We start from the raw sequence: 19050 nt of genomic DNA, 5'->3' as shown, positions 1-19050 counted from the left end.
GGCCGACGCGGTGATGACGCCGCGCTCGAGCTGGGCGGGCGTGAGGTGCGCCATCCTGTTGTAGGCGCCGCGCAGCTTGAAGGAAAAGACCGGCTGGTTGTCCTCGCGCTTGAGAAAAACGCGGTTGCGGATGCGCGCGGAGAGACTGCGCGCGGGTTCGAGTTCGGTCTCGCGGGCGACATCGTAGACGCGGGCGGTGAGGATCTTCTTCAGGTAGTCGTCGTGGGAAGCCATGCGAGGGCGCGCCGGGCGCGGGTCGGAACGGGGAAACGTCGATTTTAGCGCCAACGGCCCGCGCGCCGGCGGCCGGTCCCGGGCCGTTTCCCGCGGCGGCGCGAGATTTTGCGTCGATTTTGCGTTGATTTTATGTCGATTAGCCAACCGTCCGGACGGCCAGGCATCTATCGGATTGATCCCGGGCTCGCTTCATCGCGCGCTGACGGCGCAAGTGAAATTTCGATGTCGCCGGCCGTCCCATCGCCCGTCAGCGCAGGTGCGGATCATGCGTTAAAATCGCTTTTCGAACCAAGGATCGGAAGATGCACTGGCAACCCCGGACAGCCCATTTGATGCCCGCGCGGCGCGAGACCCGCCCCGCGGCGCAGCGGCACGTCCGCCACGCACGATCGTGTCGCTAAGTCCGAGCGCCGGGGAACCGTCGGCGTGAACCTTGCCGCCATGCGCTTCCCCACCCCTTTCGTCCGCCCATTGCCCGTGCAGCCGATGCGTGCCCGAAGCGGACTCGATTTCAGAATAGCGCCCCACGCGCCCCGTCAGCATCGCCGTAGCGGCAGCGAGCCGCGCGCGATGCTGGCTCAAAGAGTCGTCCAACCATGAACGCACCTCAAGTTTTCGATCCTCACGGCGCCGCCGCCTCCGTGGCCGCCGACATCGAACCGCGCCTGCGCGAGATTCCGTACAACTACACGTCCTTTTCGGACCGCGAGATCGTCATTCGCCTGCTGGGCGAAGCGGCGTGGGACGCGCTCGCCGAACTGCGCGCGGAACGCCGCACGGGCCGCTCGGCGCGCATGCTTTACGAAGTGCTCGGCGACATCTGGGTCGTGCGCCGCAATCCGTATTTGCAGGACGATCTGCTCGACAACCCGAAGCGGCGCGCGCTGCTGGTCGAGGCGCTCAATCACCGTCTCGCGGAAATCGAAAAGCGCCGCCGCGCCGATCTTTCCGCGCACACCGACGACGAAGGCGTGCAACGCGCCGCGCGCGTGGAAACGCTGGTCGCGGCCGCGCGCCGCGCCGTCAACGACTTCGCGGCCGAATTCGAGAAGATGGCCGACCTGCGCCGCCGCGCGAACAAGGTGCTCGGCAAGCGCACGGCGAAGGACAACATCCGCTTCGACGGCCTCGCGCGCGTCTCGCACGTCACCGACGCGACCGACTGGCGCGTGGAATATCCGTTCGTGGTCCTCACGCCCGACACCGAAGCCGAGATCGCCGGCCTCATCAAGGCCTGTTTCGAACTCGGCCTGACCGTGATCCCGCGCGGCGGCGGCACGGGCTACACAGGCGGCGCGGTGCCGCTCACGCCGTTTTCGGCCGTCATCAACACGGAAAAGCTCGAGGAACTCGGGCCGGTCGAAATGACGTCGCTGCCCGGCGTCGACCGTGAAGTCGCGACGATCTTCTCGGGCGCGGGCGTCGTCACGCGCCGCGTGACCGAAGCCGCCGACGCGGCGGGTTTCGTGTTCGCCGTCGATCCCACTTCGCTCGACGCCTCGTGCATCGGCGGCAACGTGGCCATGAACGCGGGCGGCAAGAAGGCCGTGCTGTGGGGCACGGCGCTCGACAACCTCGCCTGGTGGCGCATGGTCGACCCGCAAGGCAACTGGCTCGAAGTCACGCGCCTCGATCACAACATGGGCAAGATCCACGACATCGAAGTCGCGCGCTTCGAGCTGAAGTGGTTCGACGGCGAGTACGCGCCCGGCGAAAAGCCGCTGCGCACGGAGTCGCTCGACATCGCCGGCCGCGTGTTCCGCAAGGAAGGGCTCGGCAAGGACGTGACGGATAAATTCCTCGCGGGCCTGCCGGGCGTGCAGAAGGAAGGCTGCGACGGCCTCATCACGTCGGCGCGCTGGGTGCTGCACAAGATGCCCGCGCACACGCGCACCGTTTGCCTGGAATTTTTCGGCCAGGCGCGCGAGGCGATTCCGAGCATCGTCGAAATCAAGGATTACCTGTTCGAAACCTCGAAGCAGGGCGGCGCGATTCTCGCGGGTCTCGAGCATCTGGATGAGCGTTACCTGCGCGCCGTGGGTTACGCGACCAAGAGCAAGCGCAACGCGTTTCCGAAGATGGTGCTGATCGGCGATATCGTCGGCGACGACGCGGACGCGGTGGCCGCGGCCACCTCGGAAGTGATCCGCATGGCCAACGGCAAGAGCGGCGAGGGTTTCGTGGCGGTGTCCGCCGAGGCGCGCAAGCGCTTCTGGCTCGACCGCAGCCGCACGGCGGCCATCGCCCGGCACACCAACGCGTTCAAGATCAACGAAGACGTGGTGATTCCGCTCAACCGCATGGGCGAATACACCGACGGCATCGAGCGCATCAACATCGAACTGTCGATCAAGAACAAGCTGCAACTGATCGACGCGCTCGAAGCGTTCTTCCGCGAAGGCAAGCTGCCGCTCGGCAAGAGCGACGACGCCAACGAAATCCCCAGCGCGGAACTGCTCGAAGACCGCGTGCAGCAGGCGCTCGACCTGCTCGAGCGCGTGCGCGCGCGCTGGACCTTCGTGGGCGCGAACCTCGACCTGCCGCTCGCCGAAGCGCAGCACACGCTCGTGCAACTGGGCTACGAGGCGCTGGCGGAAAAGTTCGCCGATCGCGCGGACGCGCAGCCGCAGGCCAGCGTTTTTCACGTGACGCAGGATCGCACGGTGCGCGTGTCGTGGAAGCAGGAAGTGCGCGCCGAACTGCGCCAGATCTTCAACGGCGGCGCGTTCGAGCCGATCCTCGACGAGTGCCAGGCGATCCACAAGAAGGTGCTGCGCGGGCGCGTGTTCGTGGCGCTGCACATGCACGCCGGCGACGGCAACGTACACACCAATCTGCCGGTCAACTCGGACAACTACGAGATGCTCCAGGACGCGCATCACGCGGTGGCGCGCATCATGAAGCTCGCGCGTTCGCTGGACGGCGTGATCTCGGGCGAGCACGGCATCGGCATCACGAAGCTCGAATTCCTCACGGAAGACGAGATCGCCGAATTCCGCGCGTACAAGCAGCGCGTGGACCCGGAAGGGCGCTTCAACAAGGGCAAGCTGCTCGCGGGCGCCGACCTGCGCAACGCGTACACGCCTTCGTTCGGCCTGATGGGCTACGAGTCGCTCATCATGCAGCAGTCCGACATTGGCGCGATTGCCGATTCGGTGAAGGACTGCCTGCGCTGCGGCAAGTGCAAGCCCGTGTGCGCGACGCACGTGCCGCGCGCGAACCTGCTCTACAGCCCGCGCAACAAGATTCTCGCCACCTCGCTGCTGGTGGAGGCGTTCCTGTACGAAGAGCAGACGCGCCGCGGCGTGTCGATCAAGCACTGGGACGAATTCAACGACGTCGCCGATCACTGCACCGTGTGCCACAAGTGCGTGACGCCGTGCCCGGTCAAGATCGACTTCGGCGACGTGACGATGAACATGCGCAACCTGCTGCGCAAGATGGGCAAGAAGAAGTTCAACGCGGGCAACGCGGCGGGCATGTTCTTCCTCAACGCCACCAATCCGCAAACCATCAATCTCGCGCGCACCGCGATGATGGGCGTGGGCTACAAGGCGCAGCGCCTCGGCAACGACGTGCTGAAGAAGTTCGTGAAGAAGCAGGCCGCGCTGCCGCCCGCCACCACGGGCAAGCCGCCCGCGGTGGAGCAGGTGATCCACTTCGTCAACAAGAAGATGCCGGGCAACCTGCCGAAGAAGACGGCGCGCGCGCTGCTCGACATCGAGGACAACAAGATCGTGCCGATCATCCGCAACCCGAAAACGACCTCGGTCGACTCGGAAGCGGTGTTCTACTTCCCCGGCTGCGGCTCGGAGCGCCTCTTCTCGCAGGTCGGGCTTGCCACCCAGGCGATGTTGTGGGAGGCGGGCGTGCAGACCGTACTGCCGCCGGGCTATCTGTGCTGCGGCTATCCGCAGCGCGGCTCGGGCCAGTACGACAAGGCCGAGAAGATCGTCACGGACAACCGCGTGCTGTTCCATCGCGTCGCCAACACGCTCAACTATCTCGACATCAAGACGGTGGTGGTGTCGTGCGGCACGTGCTACGACCAGCTCGCCGGTTACGAATTCGACAAGATTTTCCCGGGCTGCCGCATCATCGACATCCACGAGTTCCTGCTCGAAAAGGGCATCAAGCTCGATGGCGTGTCGGGCACGCGCTACATGTATCACGACCCGTGCCACACGCCGATCAAGACGGTCGATCCGGTCAAGCTCGTCAACGAGCTGATGGGTTCCGCGAAAGACGGCTACAAGATCGAGAAGAACGATCGCTGCTGCGGCGAATCGGGCACGCTCGCGGTCACGCGCCCCGACATTTCGACGCAGGTGCGCTTTCGCAAGGAAGAGGAAATCCGCAAGGGCGCGGCGAAGCTGCGCGGCATTCCGGTAGTGGCCAACGGCGCGAGCGGCGTGACGGGCGAGAACGGCAAGCAGGCGGCCACGCCCGAGGAAGCGAACGGGCAGGGCACGGCGCGGGACGTGAAGATTCTCACGAGCTGCCCGTCGTGCCTGCAAGGTCTGTCGCGCTACAACGAGGACGCCAGCATCGAAGCCGATTACATCGTGGTGGAAATCGCGCGCCACGTGCTCGGCGAGAACTGGATGGCCGACTACGTGAAGCACGCGAACAATGGCGGAATCGAGCGCGTGCTGGTCTAATGGCACCGCTCAATTTTCGGTGACACGGTTCGAGGACGACGATGGAATGCGTATTCTGCAAAGAGGACGGCGGCGATGTGCTGTGGCAAGACGAGCGCATGCGCATCGTTCTCGCGACCAACGAAACCGACTATCCGGGCTTTTGCCGGGTCGTCTGGAATGCGCATGTCGCGGAATTCTCGGACCTTGCCGCCGCCGATCGGGAACATTTGATGCGCGCCGTCTACGCGGTCGAGCGTGCGCTGCGCCGCGTCATGCAGCCGTCGAAAGTGAATCTCGCGAGCCTCGGTAATCAGGTGCCGCATGTGCATTGGCACGTGATCCCGCGTTTCACCAACGACGCGCATTTCCCGCTGCCCGTGTGGGCGCCGCGCCAGCGCACGGTGTCCGAGGCGATGCTCGGCCAGCGCCGCGCGCAGGCCACGCTGCTGCGCGACGCCGTGCGCCATGAAATCGACCAGGCGCTTGCCTGAGCGGCGCCGCTTTCGCGCTGCAACTACGATCAGGAAGGACCATGAGTGGATTGAAATCCGATACGCCGGTGCCGACCGGCATCGTCGTGCATGCCGTCTCGCGCGTGCTCGAGCTGCAATACGCGAACGGCGAGAGCTTTCGCATTCCGTTCGAGCTGATGCGCGTCTATTCGCCGTCCGCCGAAGTGCGCGGCCACGGCCCCGGCCAGGAAACGCTGCAAACCGGCAAGCGCGAAGTCACCATCACGGCGCTCGAAGCCGTGGGCCACTACGCGCTGCAACCCACGTTTTCGGACGGTCACGACACCGGCATCTATTCGTGGGACCAGCTTTACGATCTGGCCACGCGCCAGGACGAACTTTGGGCCGAGTATTTCGCCAAACTCAAGGAAGCGGGCGTCGAGCGCGATACGCCGATGGCGGCATCGGCTCATGATGGCGCCGCGCACGGCCACTGCCACTGACGCTTCCTGTTACGATCCAGCCCCGCCGCCCAGCCTGCACGCCGGGCGGCGTCATCTCACAGAACACCCTCCGCGAAAGGACGAGCGCGATGAGCAAAACCCACTTCGGCTATCAGACGGTCGACGAACAGGACAAGGCGAAGAAGGTGGCCGGCGTGTTCCACTCGGTCGCCTCGAACTATGACCTGATGAACGATCTGATGTCGGGCGGGCTGCACCGCGCCTGGAAGGCGTTCACGATCGCGCAGGCGAACGTGCGGCCGGGCGCGAAGGTGCTCGACATCGCGGGCGGCACGGGCGATCTGTCCATGGCGTTCGCGAAGAAGGCCGGCCCGGGCGGCGAAGTCTGGCACACCGACATCAACGAGTCGATGCTGCGCGTGGGCCGCGACCGCCTGATCGACAAGGGCGTGGTCACGCCCGCGCTGCTCTGCGACGCGGAGAAAATCCCGTTTCCGGACAACTATTTCGACGTGGTGACGGTGGCGTTCGGCTTGCGCAACATGACGCACAAGGACGTGGCCCTCGCTGAAATGCGCCGCGTGCTGAAACCGGCGGGCCGCCTGCTGGTGCTCGAATTCTCGAAGGTCTGGGAGCCGCTCAAGAAGGCCTACGACGTGTACTCGTTCAAGGTGCTGCCGTGGCTCGGCGAGCGCTTTGCCCAGGACGCGGAGAGCTACCGCTATCTCGCGGAGTCGATCCGCATGCACCCGGACCAGGAAACCCTCAAGACGATGATGGAACAAGCCGGCCTCGATGCTGTCAAATATTACAATTTGTCAGCTGGCGTGGTAGCCTTACATGTCGGCACAAAGTATTAGTGTTCCCAAATCTCTGTCTTTAAAGGAATTTTCGCCATGCCTGAGCCCAGAATCAATGCTTCCAGAAAGCTTTCAATCTCTTGGGTGAGGCGAATCGGAACCTTCGCCGTGATCGGCGCGATCGTCGCCGGCAGCCTGGCGTCGCTCGACGCGGAAGCGCGCCGCATGGGCGGCGGCCGCAGCTTCGGCCGCCAGTCGTCGGTGGCTACGCAGCGCAGCACCACGCCGCCGCCCGCGCAGCCCAGCCCCACGCAGCAGGCGGGCGCCCAGCGCGCGCCGGCCGCACCGGCTCCCACGCCCGCGCCCGCACCGGCGCGCAACCGCTGGCTCGGGCCTATCGCCGGTCTCGCGGCCGGTCTCGGCATCGCGGCGCTGCTCTCGCACTTCGGTCTTGGCGAGGCGTTCGCCGGCGCGATGGCGAACATGATCATCATCGCGCTCATCGCTTTTATCGCCATCTGGCTGATCCGCAAGTTCATGAACCGCCGCCGCGCGGGCGAGCCCGCGTATCAAGCGGGCGGCGCGGGCGGCTACCCCGGCTCCGGCGGCGGCCTGAACCAAAGCTCCGGCTATCGCCCCGCTGAGCCGCGTTACAGCGCGCCGCCCACAGGTCAATATCTCGCGCCCGAGGCGAATCCGCTCACCACGCCGCAGATCGACACGCCCGCCGCCATTCCGGCCGGTTTCGACACGGAAGCCTTCGTGCGCAATGCCAAGGTCTACTTCGTGCGTCTCCAGGCCGCATGGGACGCGGGCAACATGGACGACATCCGCGAATTCACCACGCCCGAAATGTTCGCCGAAATTCGCGTCGATTTGGCGGGCCGCGGCTCGCAGCCGAATCAGACCGACGTCGTGCAGCTCAACGCCGACCTCCTTGGCGTGGAGGAACGCGGCAACGAATATCTGGCGAGCGTGCGCTTCTCGGGCCTGATCCGCGAAGGCATGGGCGAGCCGGCCGCGCCGTTCACCGAAGTCTGGAACCTTTCGAAGTCGCGCAGTTCCGGCGAAGGCTGGCTGCTCGCCGGCATCCAGCAGGTTTCGAGCTGATCCCGGCACGCACGCCTCGCGACCGGAAACGCGTCGCGAAGTGCATTGCGCCGCTGTCCGGCCGCGCCGGGCCACCGCGCCGCGCCTGCCGGCGGCGCGATCCGACGGCGCGAACGCTACAATAGGAACCCGCTCGGGCGGTCGCCCCTGCGGGTTTTCTTATTCCATGCCGATGACTCTCGCCGCCAAGCCCTTCGCTGCCGCCGTCAATCACCTGCTTGCCCGCGAATCGTGGGCTCGCGAGCGCCTCGCTCCCTATGCCGGCAAGACGGCGCGCCTGTCTTGCCCGCCCTTCATGCTGACGCTGCTGGTCCAGCCGGACGGCTATCTGGCTGCCGTCGACGATCATGACGCCGCGCAGGTGGACGTTGCGCTCTCGCTGCCGGCCGGCGCGTTCTCCTCGTTCGTGCAGGGCGGCCAGCCGGCCGTGATGAAGCACGTGAAGATCGAGGGCGACGCGGAATTCGCGCAAGTCATCGGCAAGCTCGCCGAGCATCTGCGCTGGGAACCCGAGGAGGATCTCGCGCGCGTGGTCGGCGACGCGCCGGCCGCGCGGCTCGCCTCGCTCGCGCGCGCGGCGCACGCGCAGGCGCTGCGCACGGGGCGCAACGTGCTCGGCTCGGTCACCGAATATCTGCTCGACGAAAACCCGCAACTCGTGCGGCGCGTCGAACTCGACGGCTTCAACGACGAACTGTCGCGCACGCGCGATGCGCTGGCGCGGGTGGAGAAGCGCATCGAGCGCCTCGAACAAAAAACCTCGGCCCGCGGCGCGAGCCCGACCGCCACGCCGCGCGGCCCGCGCTAGTCAACAGGCCTTCCAGACATGCGTTTTCTGCGTTTCCTAAAGATCGTTTTCACCGTCATCCGTTTTGGCCTCGACGAGATGATGCTGAGCCGCATCAACGACCGGCGCGTGCGGTTGCTGCTTCGCATCACCACGATCGGCCGCAAGTTCGATCAGCCGCCCGGCGTGCGTCTGCGTCTCGCGCTCGAAAGCCTCGGCCCCATCTTCGTGAAGTTCGGCCAGGTGCTTTCCACGCGCCGCGACCTGCTGCCGCTCGACATCGCCGTGGAGCTGGCGCGGCTTCAGGATCAGGTGCCGCCGTTCGACTCGAACGTGGCGATCGCCATCATCGAAAAATCGCTCGGTGCGCCCGTGGATGCGCTGTTCGACGAGTTCGAGCGCACGCCCGTCGCGAGCGCGTCGATCGCGCAAGTGCATTTCGCCAAGGTGAAGCTGGGTCAGCACGCGGGCAAGCCGGTGGCCGTGAAGGTGCTGCGGCCGAACATGCGGCCCGTGATCGACTCCGACCTCGCGCTGCTGCGCGACATCGCCGTGTGGGCCGAGCGTCTGTGGGCCGACGGCAAGCGGCTGAAGCCGCGCGAAGTGGTCGCGGAATTCGACAAATATCTGCACGACGAACTCGACCTCATGCGCGAGGCCGCCAACGGCAGCCAGTTGCGCCGCAATTTCGCGGGCCTCGATCTGCTGCTCGTGCCCGAGATGTACTGGGAATTCAGCACGCCCAACGTGCTCGTGATGGAGCGCATGGTCGGCGTGCCGATCAGCCAGGTGGACAAGCTGCGCGCGGCCGGCGTGGACATTCCGAAGCTTGCGCGCGAAGGCGTCGAAATCTTCTTCACGCAGGTGTTTCGCGACGGCTTTTTTCATGCCGACATGCACCCCGGCAACATTCAGGTGAGCCTCGATCCCGCGCATTTCGGCCGCTACATCGCGCTCGATTTCGGCATCGTCGGCGCGCTCTCGGACTTCGACAAGAACTATCTCGCGCAGAACTTCCTCGCGTTCTTCAAGCGCGACTATCACCGCGTGGCCACGCTGCATATCGAGTCGGGCTGGGTGCCGCCCAACACGCGCGTGGAGGAACTGGAGAGCGCGATTCGCGCGGTCTGCGAACCGTATTTCGATCGCGCGCTCAAGGATATTTCGCTCGGCCAGGTGCTGCTGCGCCTGTTCCAGACGTCGCGGCGCTTCAACGTGGAAATCCAGCCGCAGCTCGTGCTGCTGCAAAAGACCATGCTGAACGTGGAAGGGCTCGGGCGCTCGCTCGATCCCGAACTCGATCTCTGGAAAACGGCGAAACCGTATCTCGAACGCTGGATGACGGAGCAGATCGGCCTGCGCGGCTGGTACGAGCGCTTCAAGATCGAGGCGCCGCAATGGAGCAAGACGCTGCCGCAGATTCCGCGTCTCGTGCATCAGGCGTTGATGCATCGGCAGGAGCCTTCGCATGTCGCGAACGACGAGACCATTCGGCAGATGCTCGCCGAGCAGCGCCGCACGAACCGGCTGCTGCAAGGCTTGCTCGTGTTCGGCGTGGCGGTGGGCGTGGGCATGGTGGCGGCGCGCATGTGGATGGCGTTCGCTTACGGCGGTTGACGGCGCGGCCAGGCGCGGCGGGCGGTCCGCAAGCGCTGCGCGTGGTTGGGCGGCCGCTTGACTGCCGCTTGACTGCCGCTTGACTGCAATCGAGCTGCGGTCGAATGCGTTAAACGAGAAGGAGTGAGGCGATGAGCGATCCGACCCGCGAGCCCAGTGCGTCCAACGCGCCCGAAGTATCCAATGCCTCCAACGCGCCGCCGGCCTTCGAAAGCCGCGATCCCGCCGATCCCGCGTTCTGGGACGAGCGTTTCGCGCGCGGTTTCACGCCGTGGGACCAGGCGGGCGTGCAGCGCGAGTTCGAGGCGTTCGCGAACTTGCATCCCCACGCCGCCGTGCTCATTCCCGGTTGCGGCAACGCATGGGAAGCGCGCTGGCTCGCCGAGCGCGGCCGCGCCGTGCGGGCGATCGACTTCGCGCCGCAAGCGGTCGCGGGGGCGCGTGCGGCGCTCGGACCGTATGCCGGCGTCGTCGAGGAAGCCGATTTTTACGCCTACGTGCCGCCGTTCGCGCCGGACTGGATCTACGAGCGCGCATTTCTTTGCGCGCTGCCGGTCGCCATGCGCGCGAGCTACGCCATGCGCATGGCCGAACTGATGCGGCCGGGCGCGCTGCTGGCGGGTTACTTCTTTATCGACGCCACGCAAAAAGGGCCGCCCTTCGCGATTCCGCGCGCCGAACTGGACGCGCTGCTCACGCCGTATTTCACGCTCGCCGACGACCGGCCCGTGGCCGATTCGCTGCCCGTGTTCGCGGGGCGCGAGCGTTGGCTCGTGTGGCGTCGCAACGGCGTCGCGCCTTCGCCACAGCCTTTGGCGCCGCATTTGCCCGGTTAGCAGGCGGCGCGAAAATCGCGTAAGGCCGCGCCGGGCCGCCACACAGCACACGCTCGCGCCGATGCCGCAAGGCCGCCCGGCACCGCGCAAACGCGAATTCATGCGCATCGAAGCGCGATATACGCGCGGCTCTTGACCTGCGTCCATCACGCCCTCATCTGATGGCGATGCGCCGTCTCGGCAAAAGCCAGGGGCGCGACGGGTTTGCGGCTATAATTCAAGGCTTTGCAAGCAATTATCAGATTTTCATCAGGATAACGATCATGCCGATCTACGCTTATCGCTGCGAGTCGTGCGGCTTTCAGAAAGACGCGCTGCAAAAGATCAGCGATGCGCCCCTGACGCAGTGCCCGAGCTGCGGCGCGGACGCATTTCGCAAGCAGGTCACTGCGGCCGGCTTCCAGTTGAAGGGCTCGGGCTGGTACGTCACCGATTTCCGCGGCGGCAACAGCGGCGGGGGCGGCGCGGCCACGGCCGCGAAATCCGAAGGCGCGTCGGGCGAAAGCGCGCCGGCGGCCGACGCCGCGAAGCCGGCCGGCGACGCTTCGGCGCAAAGCGCGCCGGCGCCGGCCGCGCCCAGCGCGTCCGGCACGACCTGATGAAAACCTGCGGCGCGACCGAAGCGGGTTGCGCCGCGCAGATGCCGCGCCGCGCGCGGCCCCGACGGCGATACACATGACGATCAAGAAAGCGACGTTCAAATCGGTGTTTTTGACCGGCCTGCTGGTGCTGGTGCCGCTGGCCATCACGCTGTGGGTGCTCAATCTCGTGATCGGCACGATGGACCAGACGCTGCTGCTGCTGCCCGAATCGTGGCGGCCGGAGCGCGTGTTCGGCGTGCGCCTGCCGGGGCTGGGCGCGGTGCTCACCGTCGCGTTCATCTTCGTGGTGGGCCTGCTCACGCAAAACTTCGTCGGCCAGAAGCTGGTGGAGTGGTGGAACGCGCTGGTGCGCCGCATTCCGCTCATCGGGCCGCTGTACGGCAGCATCCAGCAGGTTTCCGATACACTGCTTTCGAGCAACGGCAACGCCTTTCGCAAGGCGCTCCTGATCGAGTATCCGCGCAAGGGCTCGTGGACCATCGCGTTTCTCACCGGCATTCCGGGCGGCGACGTCGTGAACCATCTTCAGGAAGATCACGTCAGCGTTTATGTGCCGACCACGCCGAACCCCACGTCGGGCTTTTTCCTGATCGTACCGAAGAGCGAGGTGATCGAGCTCGACATGACCGTCGACGCCGCGCTCAAGTATATTGTTTCGATGGGCGTCGTCGCGCCGGCCGCGCATGCTCGCCGCCCCATCGATCCCCCGCTTTAATACTGGAGGCCGCGCGGCATTCTCGCGGCGCTCCTGTTCATTCATGCATAACGAAAGACGAACATCATGTCGATGAGATCTGAATACTGCGGTCTGGTGACCGAACAGCTGCTGGGCCAAACTGTTTCGCTGTGCGGATGGGTGCAGCGCCGCCGCGACCACGGCGGCGTCATCTTCATCGACCTGCGCGACCGCGAGGGCCTCGTCCAGGTCGTCTGCGACCCGGATCGCGCGGAGATGTTCAAGATTGCCGAAGGCGTGCGCAACGAGTTCTGCGTGCAGGTGCGGGGCCTCGTTCGCAATCGTCCGGAAGGCACGGTCAACGCGAACCTCACGAGCGGCAAGGTCGAAGTGCTGTGCCACGAAATCGTGGTCCTGAACGCGTCGGTCACGCCGCCGTTCCAGCTCGACGACGACAACCTCTCGGAAACCACGCGCCTCACGCATCGCGTGCTCGACCTGCGCCGTCCGCAGATGCAGCACAACCTGCGTCTGCGCTACCGCGTGACGATGGCCGTGCGCAAGTATCTCGACGCGCTCGGCTTCATCGACATCGAAACGCCCATGCTGACGAAGAGCACGCCGGAAGGCGCGCGCGACTACCTCGTGCCGTCGCGCGTGAACGCCGGGCAGTTCTTCGCGCTGCCGCAGTCGCCGCAACTCTTCAAGCAGCTCCTGATGGTGGCGAACTTCGACCGCTACTACCAGATCGTCAAGTGTTTCCGCGACGAAGACCTGCGCGCCGACCGTCAGCCCGAATTCACGCAGATCGACTGCGAAACCTCGTTCCTCGGCGAGCAGGAAATTCGCGATCTGTTCGAAGACATGGCGCGCCACGTGTTCAAGGAAACGATCGGCGTCGACCTCGACGCGAAGTTCCCGATCATGCCGTACTCGGAAGCCATGAGCCGTTTCGGCTCGGACAAGCCCGACCTGCGCGTGAAGCTCGAATTCACCGAACTGACCGACGCGATGAAGGACGTCGACTTCAAGGTGTTCAGCACGCCCGCCAACACCAAGGACGGCCGCGTGGCCGCGCTGCGCGTGCCGAAGGGCGCGGAACTGTCGCGCGGCGACATCGACGGTTACACGGAATTCGTGCGCATCTACGGCGCGAAGGGTCTTGCGTGGATCAAGGTCAACGAAGCCGCGAAGGGCCGTGACGGTCTGCAAAGCCCGATCGTCAAGAACCTGCACGACGCGTCGATTGCCGCCATTCTCGAGCGCACCGGCGCGCAGGACGGCGACATCATCTTCTTCGCGGCCGATCGCGCGAAGGTCGTGAACGACAGCCTGGGTGCGCTGCGCCTGAAGATCGGCCATTCGGAATTCGGCCGCGCCAACGGTCTGGTCGAGAAGGGCTGGAAGCCGCTGTGGGTGATCGACTTCCCGATGTTCGAGTACGACGAGGAAGAAAACCGCTACGTGGCCGCGCATCACCCGTTCACGAGCCCGAAGGACGAGCACCTGGAATACCTCGAAACGGACCCGGGCCGCTGTCTCGCGAAGGCGTACGACATGGTGCTCAACGGCTGGGAAATCGGCGGCGGCTCGGTGCGTATCTATCAGGAAGACGTGCAGAGCAAGGTGTTCCGCGCGCTCAAGATCAATGCGGAAGAAGCGCGTGCGAAGTTCGGCTTCCTGCTCGACGCGCTGCAATACGGCGCGCCGCCGCACGGCGGCATCGCGTTTGGTCTCGACCGCATCGTCACGATGATGGCGGGCGCCGACTCGATCCGCGACGTGATCGCGTTCCCCAAGACGCAGCGTGCGCAGGACCTGCTCACGCAGGCGCCCAGCCCGGTGGACGAGCGTCAACTGCGCGAACTGCACATCCGTTTGCGTCAGCCCGAGCAGAAGGCCGCTCAGTAACGGCGGCTTGCCGCAACGGCCCGTTCGGGCTTTTGCATCGCAACAACAAAAAAGGCGCATCGTGCGCCTTTTTTGCTTTTTGCGTTACATTCTCCTTAGCGTTTGTCAGTGCGCAGCCCGTGCTGCGCTGCGTTTTCCCCACGCTCGTCATCATGCAGAAGCCGCCGAAGATCCCGGAATCCGTCCTTGTCGTCATTCACACGCCGCAGTTGGACGTCTTGATCATCGAGCGCGCCGACCGGCCCGGCTTCTGGCAGTCGGTTACAGGCTCGAAGGACCGGCTCGACGAACCGTTCAGCGAGACGGCGGTGCGCGAGGTCGCCGAGGAAACCGGCATTCTCGTGGGCGCGAACGGCGTGGCCGATGCGGTGCTGCGTGACTGGCAGCACGAGATCGAGTACGAAATCTATCCCGTATGGCGGCACCGTTACGCGCCGGGCGTGACGCGCAACACGGAGCACTGGTTCAGCCTCGAGGTGCCCGCGGGCACGCCCGTCACGCTCTCGCCGCGCGAGCACACGGCATACGTGTGGCTGCCATACGACCAGGCGGCGGCGAAGTGTTTTTCGTCGTCGAATAGCGAGGCGATCCTGCAACTGCCGGAGCGGCTCGAACGGCTTGAGCCGCGGCGCGGAGCCCGTTCATGAGCGACACGCGGCGCGAGCGCCCCGACCCTTTCGCCGAGGAAGCCGGTTTCGAGGTCGAGCCGCGCCGCCTCGTGCGCCTGCGCGAAGCGCTGCTTGGCCGGCGCTATCGCTCGCGCTACCGCTTCACGAGCGGCAACGAAGTTCGGCTCTTTAAGTCGGGCGCGGAATTGTTCGGCGCGCTCATCGAACGCATCGACGCCGCCACGCGCGAAGTGGCGCTCGAAACCTACATCTTCTGCCACGACGGCACCGGCCAGTCGGTCTCCGAAGCGCTGATCCGCGCGGCGCAGCGCGGCGTGCGCGTGCGCGTGATCACCGACGGCGTGGGCACCGCGCGCCTCGACCTGTTCAATGCGTGGGGCGCGGCGGGCATCGAGCATCGCATCTACAACCCGCATATCTTCGGGCGCTTCGGCTTTTCGCGCACGCACCGCAAGCTCGCCGTGATCGACGATCTCCACGCGTATTGCGGCGGCATCAACGTCGTCGACGACATGGAGAACGAGGGCAAGCCGCTGCCGTTTCCGCGCTGGGACTTCGCCGTCGAGCTGGCCGGCCCCGTGGTGGTGGACGTGCGCGAGGCGATCGAGATGCAGTGGCGGCGCATCCGGCTCGGCCATCGCCCGCCGCTCGGCGCGCCAGGCCCGGACGGCGGCGGGTTTTCGCCCGGCGTGCCCGCGAGCGCGGGCTATATGGCGCCGCACCCGACCGGCCACACGATCGGGCGGCCGACCAAAGCCGTGAACGAAGTGCTGCGCCGTCTCGCGCCCACGGTGCGCACGAGCCGCGCGCGCCGCATCATCGAGCGCCTGCGCGAGCGGCTGCGCGCCGGCGTGCCCGATCCGCGCACGGCGCACGTGCCTTGCGTGGCGTTCGTCGCGCGCGACAACGTGGTGAACCGGCGCGCGATCGAAAAGGCGTATCTCGAAGCGATCGGCGAGGCGCGTCACGAAGTGCTGCTCGCCAACCCGTACTTCATGCCGGGCCGGCGCTTGCGCCGCGCGTTCGTGGATGCGGCGGCGCGCGGCGTCGCGGTGAAGCTGCTGATCGGGCGCAAGGAGTTCAAGGTGCTCGATTACGGCACGCCGTTCCTCTATCACCAATTGCTCACGGCGGGCGTGCAGATTGCTGAATACGAAAAGACGATGCTGCACGGCAAGGTGGCCGTCGTCGATTCGACCTGGGGCACGGTGGGCTCGTCGAACCTCGATGCGCTCAGCCTTGTGCTCAACAACGAAGCCAACGTGCTGATGGTGCGGCATCCGCAGATCGAGCAGCTACGCGACGCGATTCTCTCGGCGTTCGACGAATCCACGCGAATCGACCGCGCGCATTACGAGGCGCGGCCATGGCACGTGCGCGCCCTGAATTGGCTCGCGTTCGCGTTCTATCGCGCGGCAATGAAGCTGTTGACCGTGGGCAGCTACGACTAGAACGACCAGGGCCGCCTGCCATACGAGCCGCCGGCAGTGCAATCGAGAGAATGTCGGCTTGCGCGCCTCGCGCGGAGCCCGAAAATTAGAGTCCCGGTTAGAAATCGGTTTCTAATAAAGTCCTTGTTTCGCGGACGGCCGTCCTCAACAATAGTACGGCCGTTCGATTTAATTCAGGCCACGATGCGCGCCGTTGACATGCCGTTGACGGCCAGCCGCGCGGCTCCATCGTCACGGTAAATAAAGCTATGCGAAAAGGCGAACAGACACGAGCCGCCATTCTGGATGCAGCACTCGACCTCGCGGGGCGCGACGGACTGGAAGGCTTGACCATCGGCCTGCTCGCCGAGCGCATGCAGATGAGCAAAAGCGGCGTATTCGCGCATTTCGGCTCGCGGGAGGATCTTCAGGTCGAGGTGGTGCGCGAGTACCACCGCCGATTCGAGGAAGAAGTCTTCTTTCCGAGCTTGCGCGAACCGCGTGGTTTGCCGCGCTTGCGTGCGATGCTGTCGCGGTGGTTCGAAAAGCGCATTCACGAAGTCACGACCGGCTGCATCTACATCAGCGGCGCGGTCGAATACGACGACCGCGCGGACAGCCAGGTGCGCGAGACGCTCGTGGCGAGCGTGTCGATGTGGCGCTCGGCGCTCCTGAGGGCCATTTCGCAGGCAATCGAAGAAGGGCATTTGCGGCGCGACACCGATCCCGCGCTAATGCTTTTCGAACTGTATAGCGTCACGCTCGGCCTGCATCATGACGGCCGCTTCCTGCATCTGCCGGACGCGGTCGAGCATACGTGGGCCGCGTTCGAAAGACTGATCGTTTCGTATCAGAGCGTCGAAAGCCAGTAGACGCCGACCGCACGCAACGCGTCGCGGCGGCGCGCCGGTCCGAAGCTCAAACTTGGGAGAGTAGACATGGGACAGTACACCGCGCCGCTGCGCGACATGCAATTCGTGCTGCACGAACTGCTGAACGTGGAAGGCGAAGTGAAGCAGATGCCGAAGCACGCCGACCTCGACGCCGACACCATCAACCAGGTGCTGGAGGAAGCCGGCAAGTTCTGCTCCGAGGTGCTGTTTCCGCTGAATCAGGTGGGCGACCAGGAAGGCTGCACGTACGCCGGCGACGGCGTCGTCACCACGCCCACCGGTTTCAAGGAAGCGTACAGGCAATACGTCGAGGCGGGCTGGCCCGCGCTCGGCTGCGACCCCGAGTACGGCGGCCAGGGCCTGCCCGCGTTCGTCAACAACGCGCTCTACGAAATGCTCAATTCGGCGAACCAGGCGTGGACCATGTATCCGGGTCTTTCGCACGGCGCTTACGAATGTCTGCACGCGCACGGCACGCCCGAGCTGCAAAAGACCTATCTGCCGAAGCTCGTGGAAGGCGTGTGGACCGGCACGATGTGTCTGACCGAGCCGCACTGCGGCACCGACCTCGGCATCCTGCGCACGAAGGCGGAGCCCAATAGCGACGGCTCGTATGCGATCACCGGCACGAAGATCTTCATTTCGAGCGGCGAACACGACATGGCCGAGAACATCGTCCACCTCGTGCTCGCGCGCCTGCCGGACGCGCCGCAAGGCACCAAGGGCATTTCGCTGTTCATCGTGCCGAAGTTCCTGCCCACGGCGAGCGGCGAAGCGGGCGAGCGCAACGGCATCAAGTGCGGCTCGATCGAGCACAAGATGGGCATTCACGGCAACGCGACCTGCGTGATGAATCTGGACGGCGCGCAAGGCTGGCTCGTCGGCGAGGCGAACAAGGGCTTGAACGCCATGTTCGTGATGATGAACGCGGCGCGCCTGGGCGTGGGCATGCAGGGCCTCGGTCTCACCGAAGTCGCATACCAGAACTCGCTCGCGTATGCGAAGGAGCGCTTGCAGATGCGCTCGCTCACGGGCCCGAAGGCGCCGGAAAAGGCCGCCGATCCGATCATCGTTCACCCCGACGTGCGCCGCATGCTGCTCACGCAGAAGGCTTACGCCGAAGGCGCGCGCGCCTTCACGTACTGGTCCGCCTTGCAGATCGACAAGGAGCTGTCGCACGCCGACGAAGCCGCGCGCAAGGAAGCCGCCGATCTCGTCGCGCTGCTCACGCCGATCATCAAGGCCTTCCTCACCGACAACGCGTTCGAATGCACCAACCTCGGCATGCAGGTGTACGGCGGCCACGGCTTCATCGCCGAATGGGGCATGGAGCAGTACGTGCGCGACGCGCGCATCAACCAGATTTACGAAGGCACGAACACGATCCAGTCGCTCGACCTGCTGGGCCGCAAGGTGCTCGGCGACATGGGTGCGAAGCTCAAGAAGTTCGGCAAGCTCGTGACGGAATTCGTCGAAGCCGAAGGCATCAAGACGGAGATGCAGGAGTTCGTGAATCCGCTCGCCGACATCGGCGAAAAAATGCAGAAGCTCACGATGGAAATCGGCATGAAGGCGATGCAGAACCCCGACGAAGTGGGCGCCGCCGCCGTGCCGTATCTGCGCACGGCGGGCCATCTCGTGTTCGCGTACTTCTGGGCGCGCATGGCGCGCATCGCGCTCGACAAGGAAAGCTCGGGCGATCCGTTCTACAAGTCGAAGCTGGCCACGGCGCGCTTCTACTTCGCGAAGCTGCTGCCCGAAACGGCCACCTCGATCCGCCAGGCGCGCGCGGGTTCGAAGACGCTGATGGAAGTGGACGAAGCGCTGTTCTGAGCGTTTCTGGCGCGCGCTGAACGGCGCGCCCCGTCAACCCGATGTCCAGAGGCGGCGCGCGTTGCGTCATCCGTTGCGGCGCGCCGCCCTCGCATTTCAATCCGCTCGACATTGCATACCCGCTGGAGGA

The 19050-nt window shown here is 65.4% G+C and carries 16 protein-coding genes; 15 read left to right on the top strand and 1 reads right to left on the bottom strand.

Annotation, left to right across the window (positions count from 1 at the left end; genetic code table 11):
- The coding region (locus U5805_RS22655) for a pyridoxal-phosphate dependent enzyme (protein WP_322105737.1) at positions 1-234 on the bottom strand (234 nt) is incomplete at its 3' end.
- 599 nt (positions 235-833) lie between these two features.
- On the opposite strand from U5805_RS22655, the gene U5805_RS22650 reads away from it, so the two are divergent.
- The 15 genes from U5805_RS22650 (at position 834) to U5805_RS22580 (ending at position 18920) form a co-directional block, all read left to right on the top strand.
- Positions 834-4898, top strand: coding sequence for an FAD/FMN-binding oxidoreductase (locus tag U5805_RS22650; RefSeq protein ID WP_322105736.1), 4065 nt, complete (start codon positions 834-836; stop codon positions 4896-4898).
- Positions 4899-4939: 41 nt separating this feature from the next.
- A complete protein-coding gene (locus U5805_RS22645; RefSeq protein WP_322105735.1) occupies positions 4940-5371 on the top strand; it encodes an HIT family protein in 432 nt (143 codons plus the stop codon).
- A gap of 41 nt (positions 5372-5412) precedes the next feature.
- Positions 5413-5835 carry a DUF971 domain-containing protein gene (locus tag U5805_RS22640; RefSeq protein WP_322105734.1) on the top strand — a complete coding sequence of 141 codons (423 nt, stop codon included), beginning with the start codon at positions 5413-5415 and terminating at the stop codon, positions 5833-5835.
- An 89-nt stretch (positions 5836-5924) separates the two neighbouring features.
- Positions 5925-6656, top strand: a complete 732-nt coding sequence (ubiE, locus tag U5805_RS22635; protein WP_322105733.1) for a bifunctional demethylmenaquinone methyltransferase/2-methoxy-6-polyprenyl-1,4-benzoquinol methylase UbiE — start codon at positions 5925-5927, stop codon at positions 6654-6656.
- A gap of 36 nt (positions 6657-6692) precedes the next feature.
- On the top strand, positions 6693-7706 hold the full coding sequence (locus U5805_RS22630) for a Tim44 domain-containing protein (RefSeq protein WP_322105732.1): 1014 nt from the start codon (positions 6693-6695) through the stop codon (positions 7704-7706).
- A 172-nt stretch (positions 7707-7878) separates the two neighbouring features.
- Entirely contained in the window at positions 7879-8514 is a 636-nt protein-coding gene (locus tag U5805_RS22625) for an SCP2 domain-containing protein (RefSeq protein WP_322105741.1), read from the top strand.
- Between the two features lie 18 nt (positions 8515-8532).
- Positions 8533-10110, top strand: coding sequence for a ubiquinone biosynthesis regulatory protein kinase UbiB (ubiB, locus tag U5805_RS22620; RefSeq protein ID WP_322105731.1), 1578 nt, complete (start codon positions 8533-8535; stop codon positions 10108-10110).
- Positions 10111-10241: 131 nt separating this feature from the next.
- Positions 10242-10946 carry a thiopurine S-methyltransferase gene (locus U5805_RS22615; RefSeq protein WP_322105730.1) on the top strand — a complete coding sequence of 235 codons (705 nt, stop codon included), beginning with the start codon at positions 10242-10244 and terminating at the stop codon, positions 10944-10946.
- 263 nt (positions 10947-11209) lie between these two features.
- Positions 11210-11545 (top strand): FmdB family zinc ribbon protein, encoded by a 336-nt coding sequence (locus U5805_RS22610; RefSeq protein WP_322105729.1) that lies wholly within the window; start codon positions 11210-11212, stop codon positions 11543-11545.
- 76 nt (positions 11546-11621) lie between these two features.
- A complete protein-coding gene (locus U5805_RS22605) occupies positions 11622-12263 on the top strand; it encodes a DUF502 domain-containing protein (RefSeq protein ID WP_322105728.1) in 642 nt (213 codons plus the stop codon).
- Between the two features lie 66 nt (positions 12264-12329).
- Positions 12330-14135: an aspartate--tRNA ligase gene (gene aspS, locus U5805_RS22600; RefSeq protein WP_322105727.1), complete on the top strand. Its 1806-nt coding sequence runs from the start codon at positions 12330-12332 to the stop codon at positions 14133-14135.
- Positions 14136-14287: 152 nt separating this feature from the next.
- A complete protein-coding gene (gene nudB, locus U5805_RS22595; protein ID WP_322105740.1) occupies positions 14288-14782 on the top strand; it encodes a dihydroneopterin triphosphate diphosphatase in 495 nt (164 codons plus the stop codon).
- Positions 14779-16215: a phospholipase D-like domain-containing protein gene (locus U5805_RS22590; RefSeq protein ID WP_322105726.1), complete on the top strand. Its 1437-nt coding sequence runs from the start codon at positions 14779-14781 to the stop codon at positions 16213-16215. Before nudB ends, U5805_RS22590 begins: the two co-directional genes overlap by 4 nt.
- Before the next feature lie 248 nt (positions 16216-16463).
- The gene (locus tag U5805_RS22585; RefSeq protein WP_322105725.1) at positions 16464-17066 is read left to right on the top strand and encodes a TetR/AcrR family transcriptional regulator; all 603 of its coding nucleotides are present in this window, start codon (positions 16464-16466) and stop codon (positions 17064-17066) included.
- Between the two features lie 66 nt (positions 17067-17132).
- Positions 17133-18920: an acyl-CoA dehydrogenase C-terminal domain-containing protein gene (locus U5805_RS22580; protein WP_322105724.1), complete on the top strand. Its 1788-nt coding sequence runs from the start codon at positions 17133-17135 to the stop codon at positions 18918-18920.
- The last annotated feature ends 130 nt before the right edge of the window (positions 18921-19050 follow it).

This window comes from Paraburkholderia sp. J41 (genome assembly GCF_905220235.1).
Lineage (GTDB): Bacteria > Pseudomonadota > Gammaproteobacteria > Burkholderiales > Burkholderiaceae > Paraburkholderia.
The sequence above is the reverse complement of the archived record's forward strand: the minus strand, read 5'-3'. Positions and strand labels throughout refer to the sequence as shown.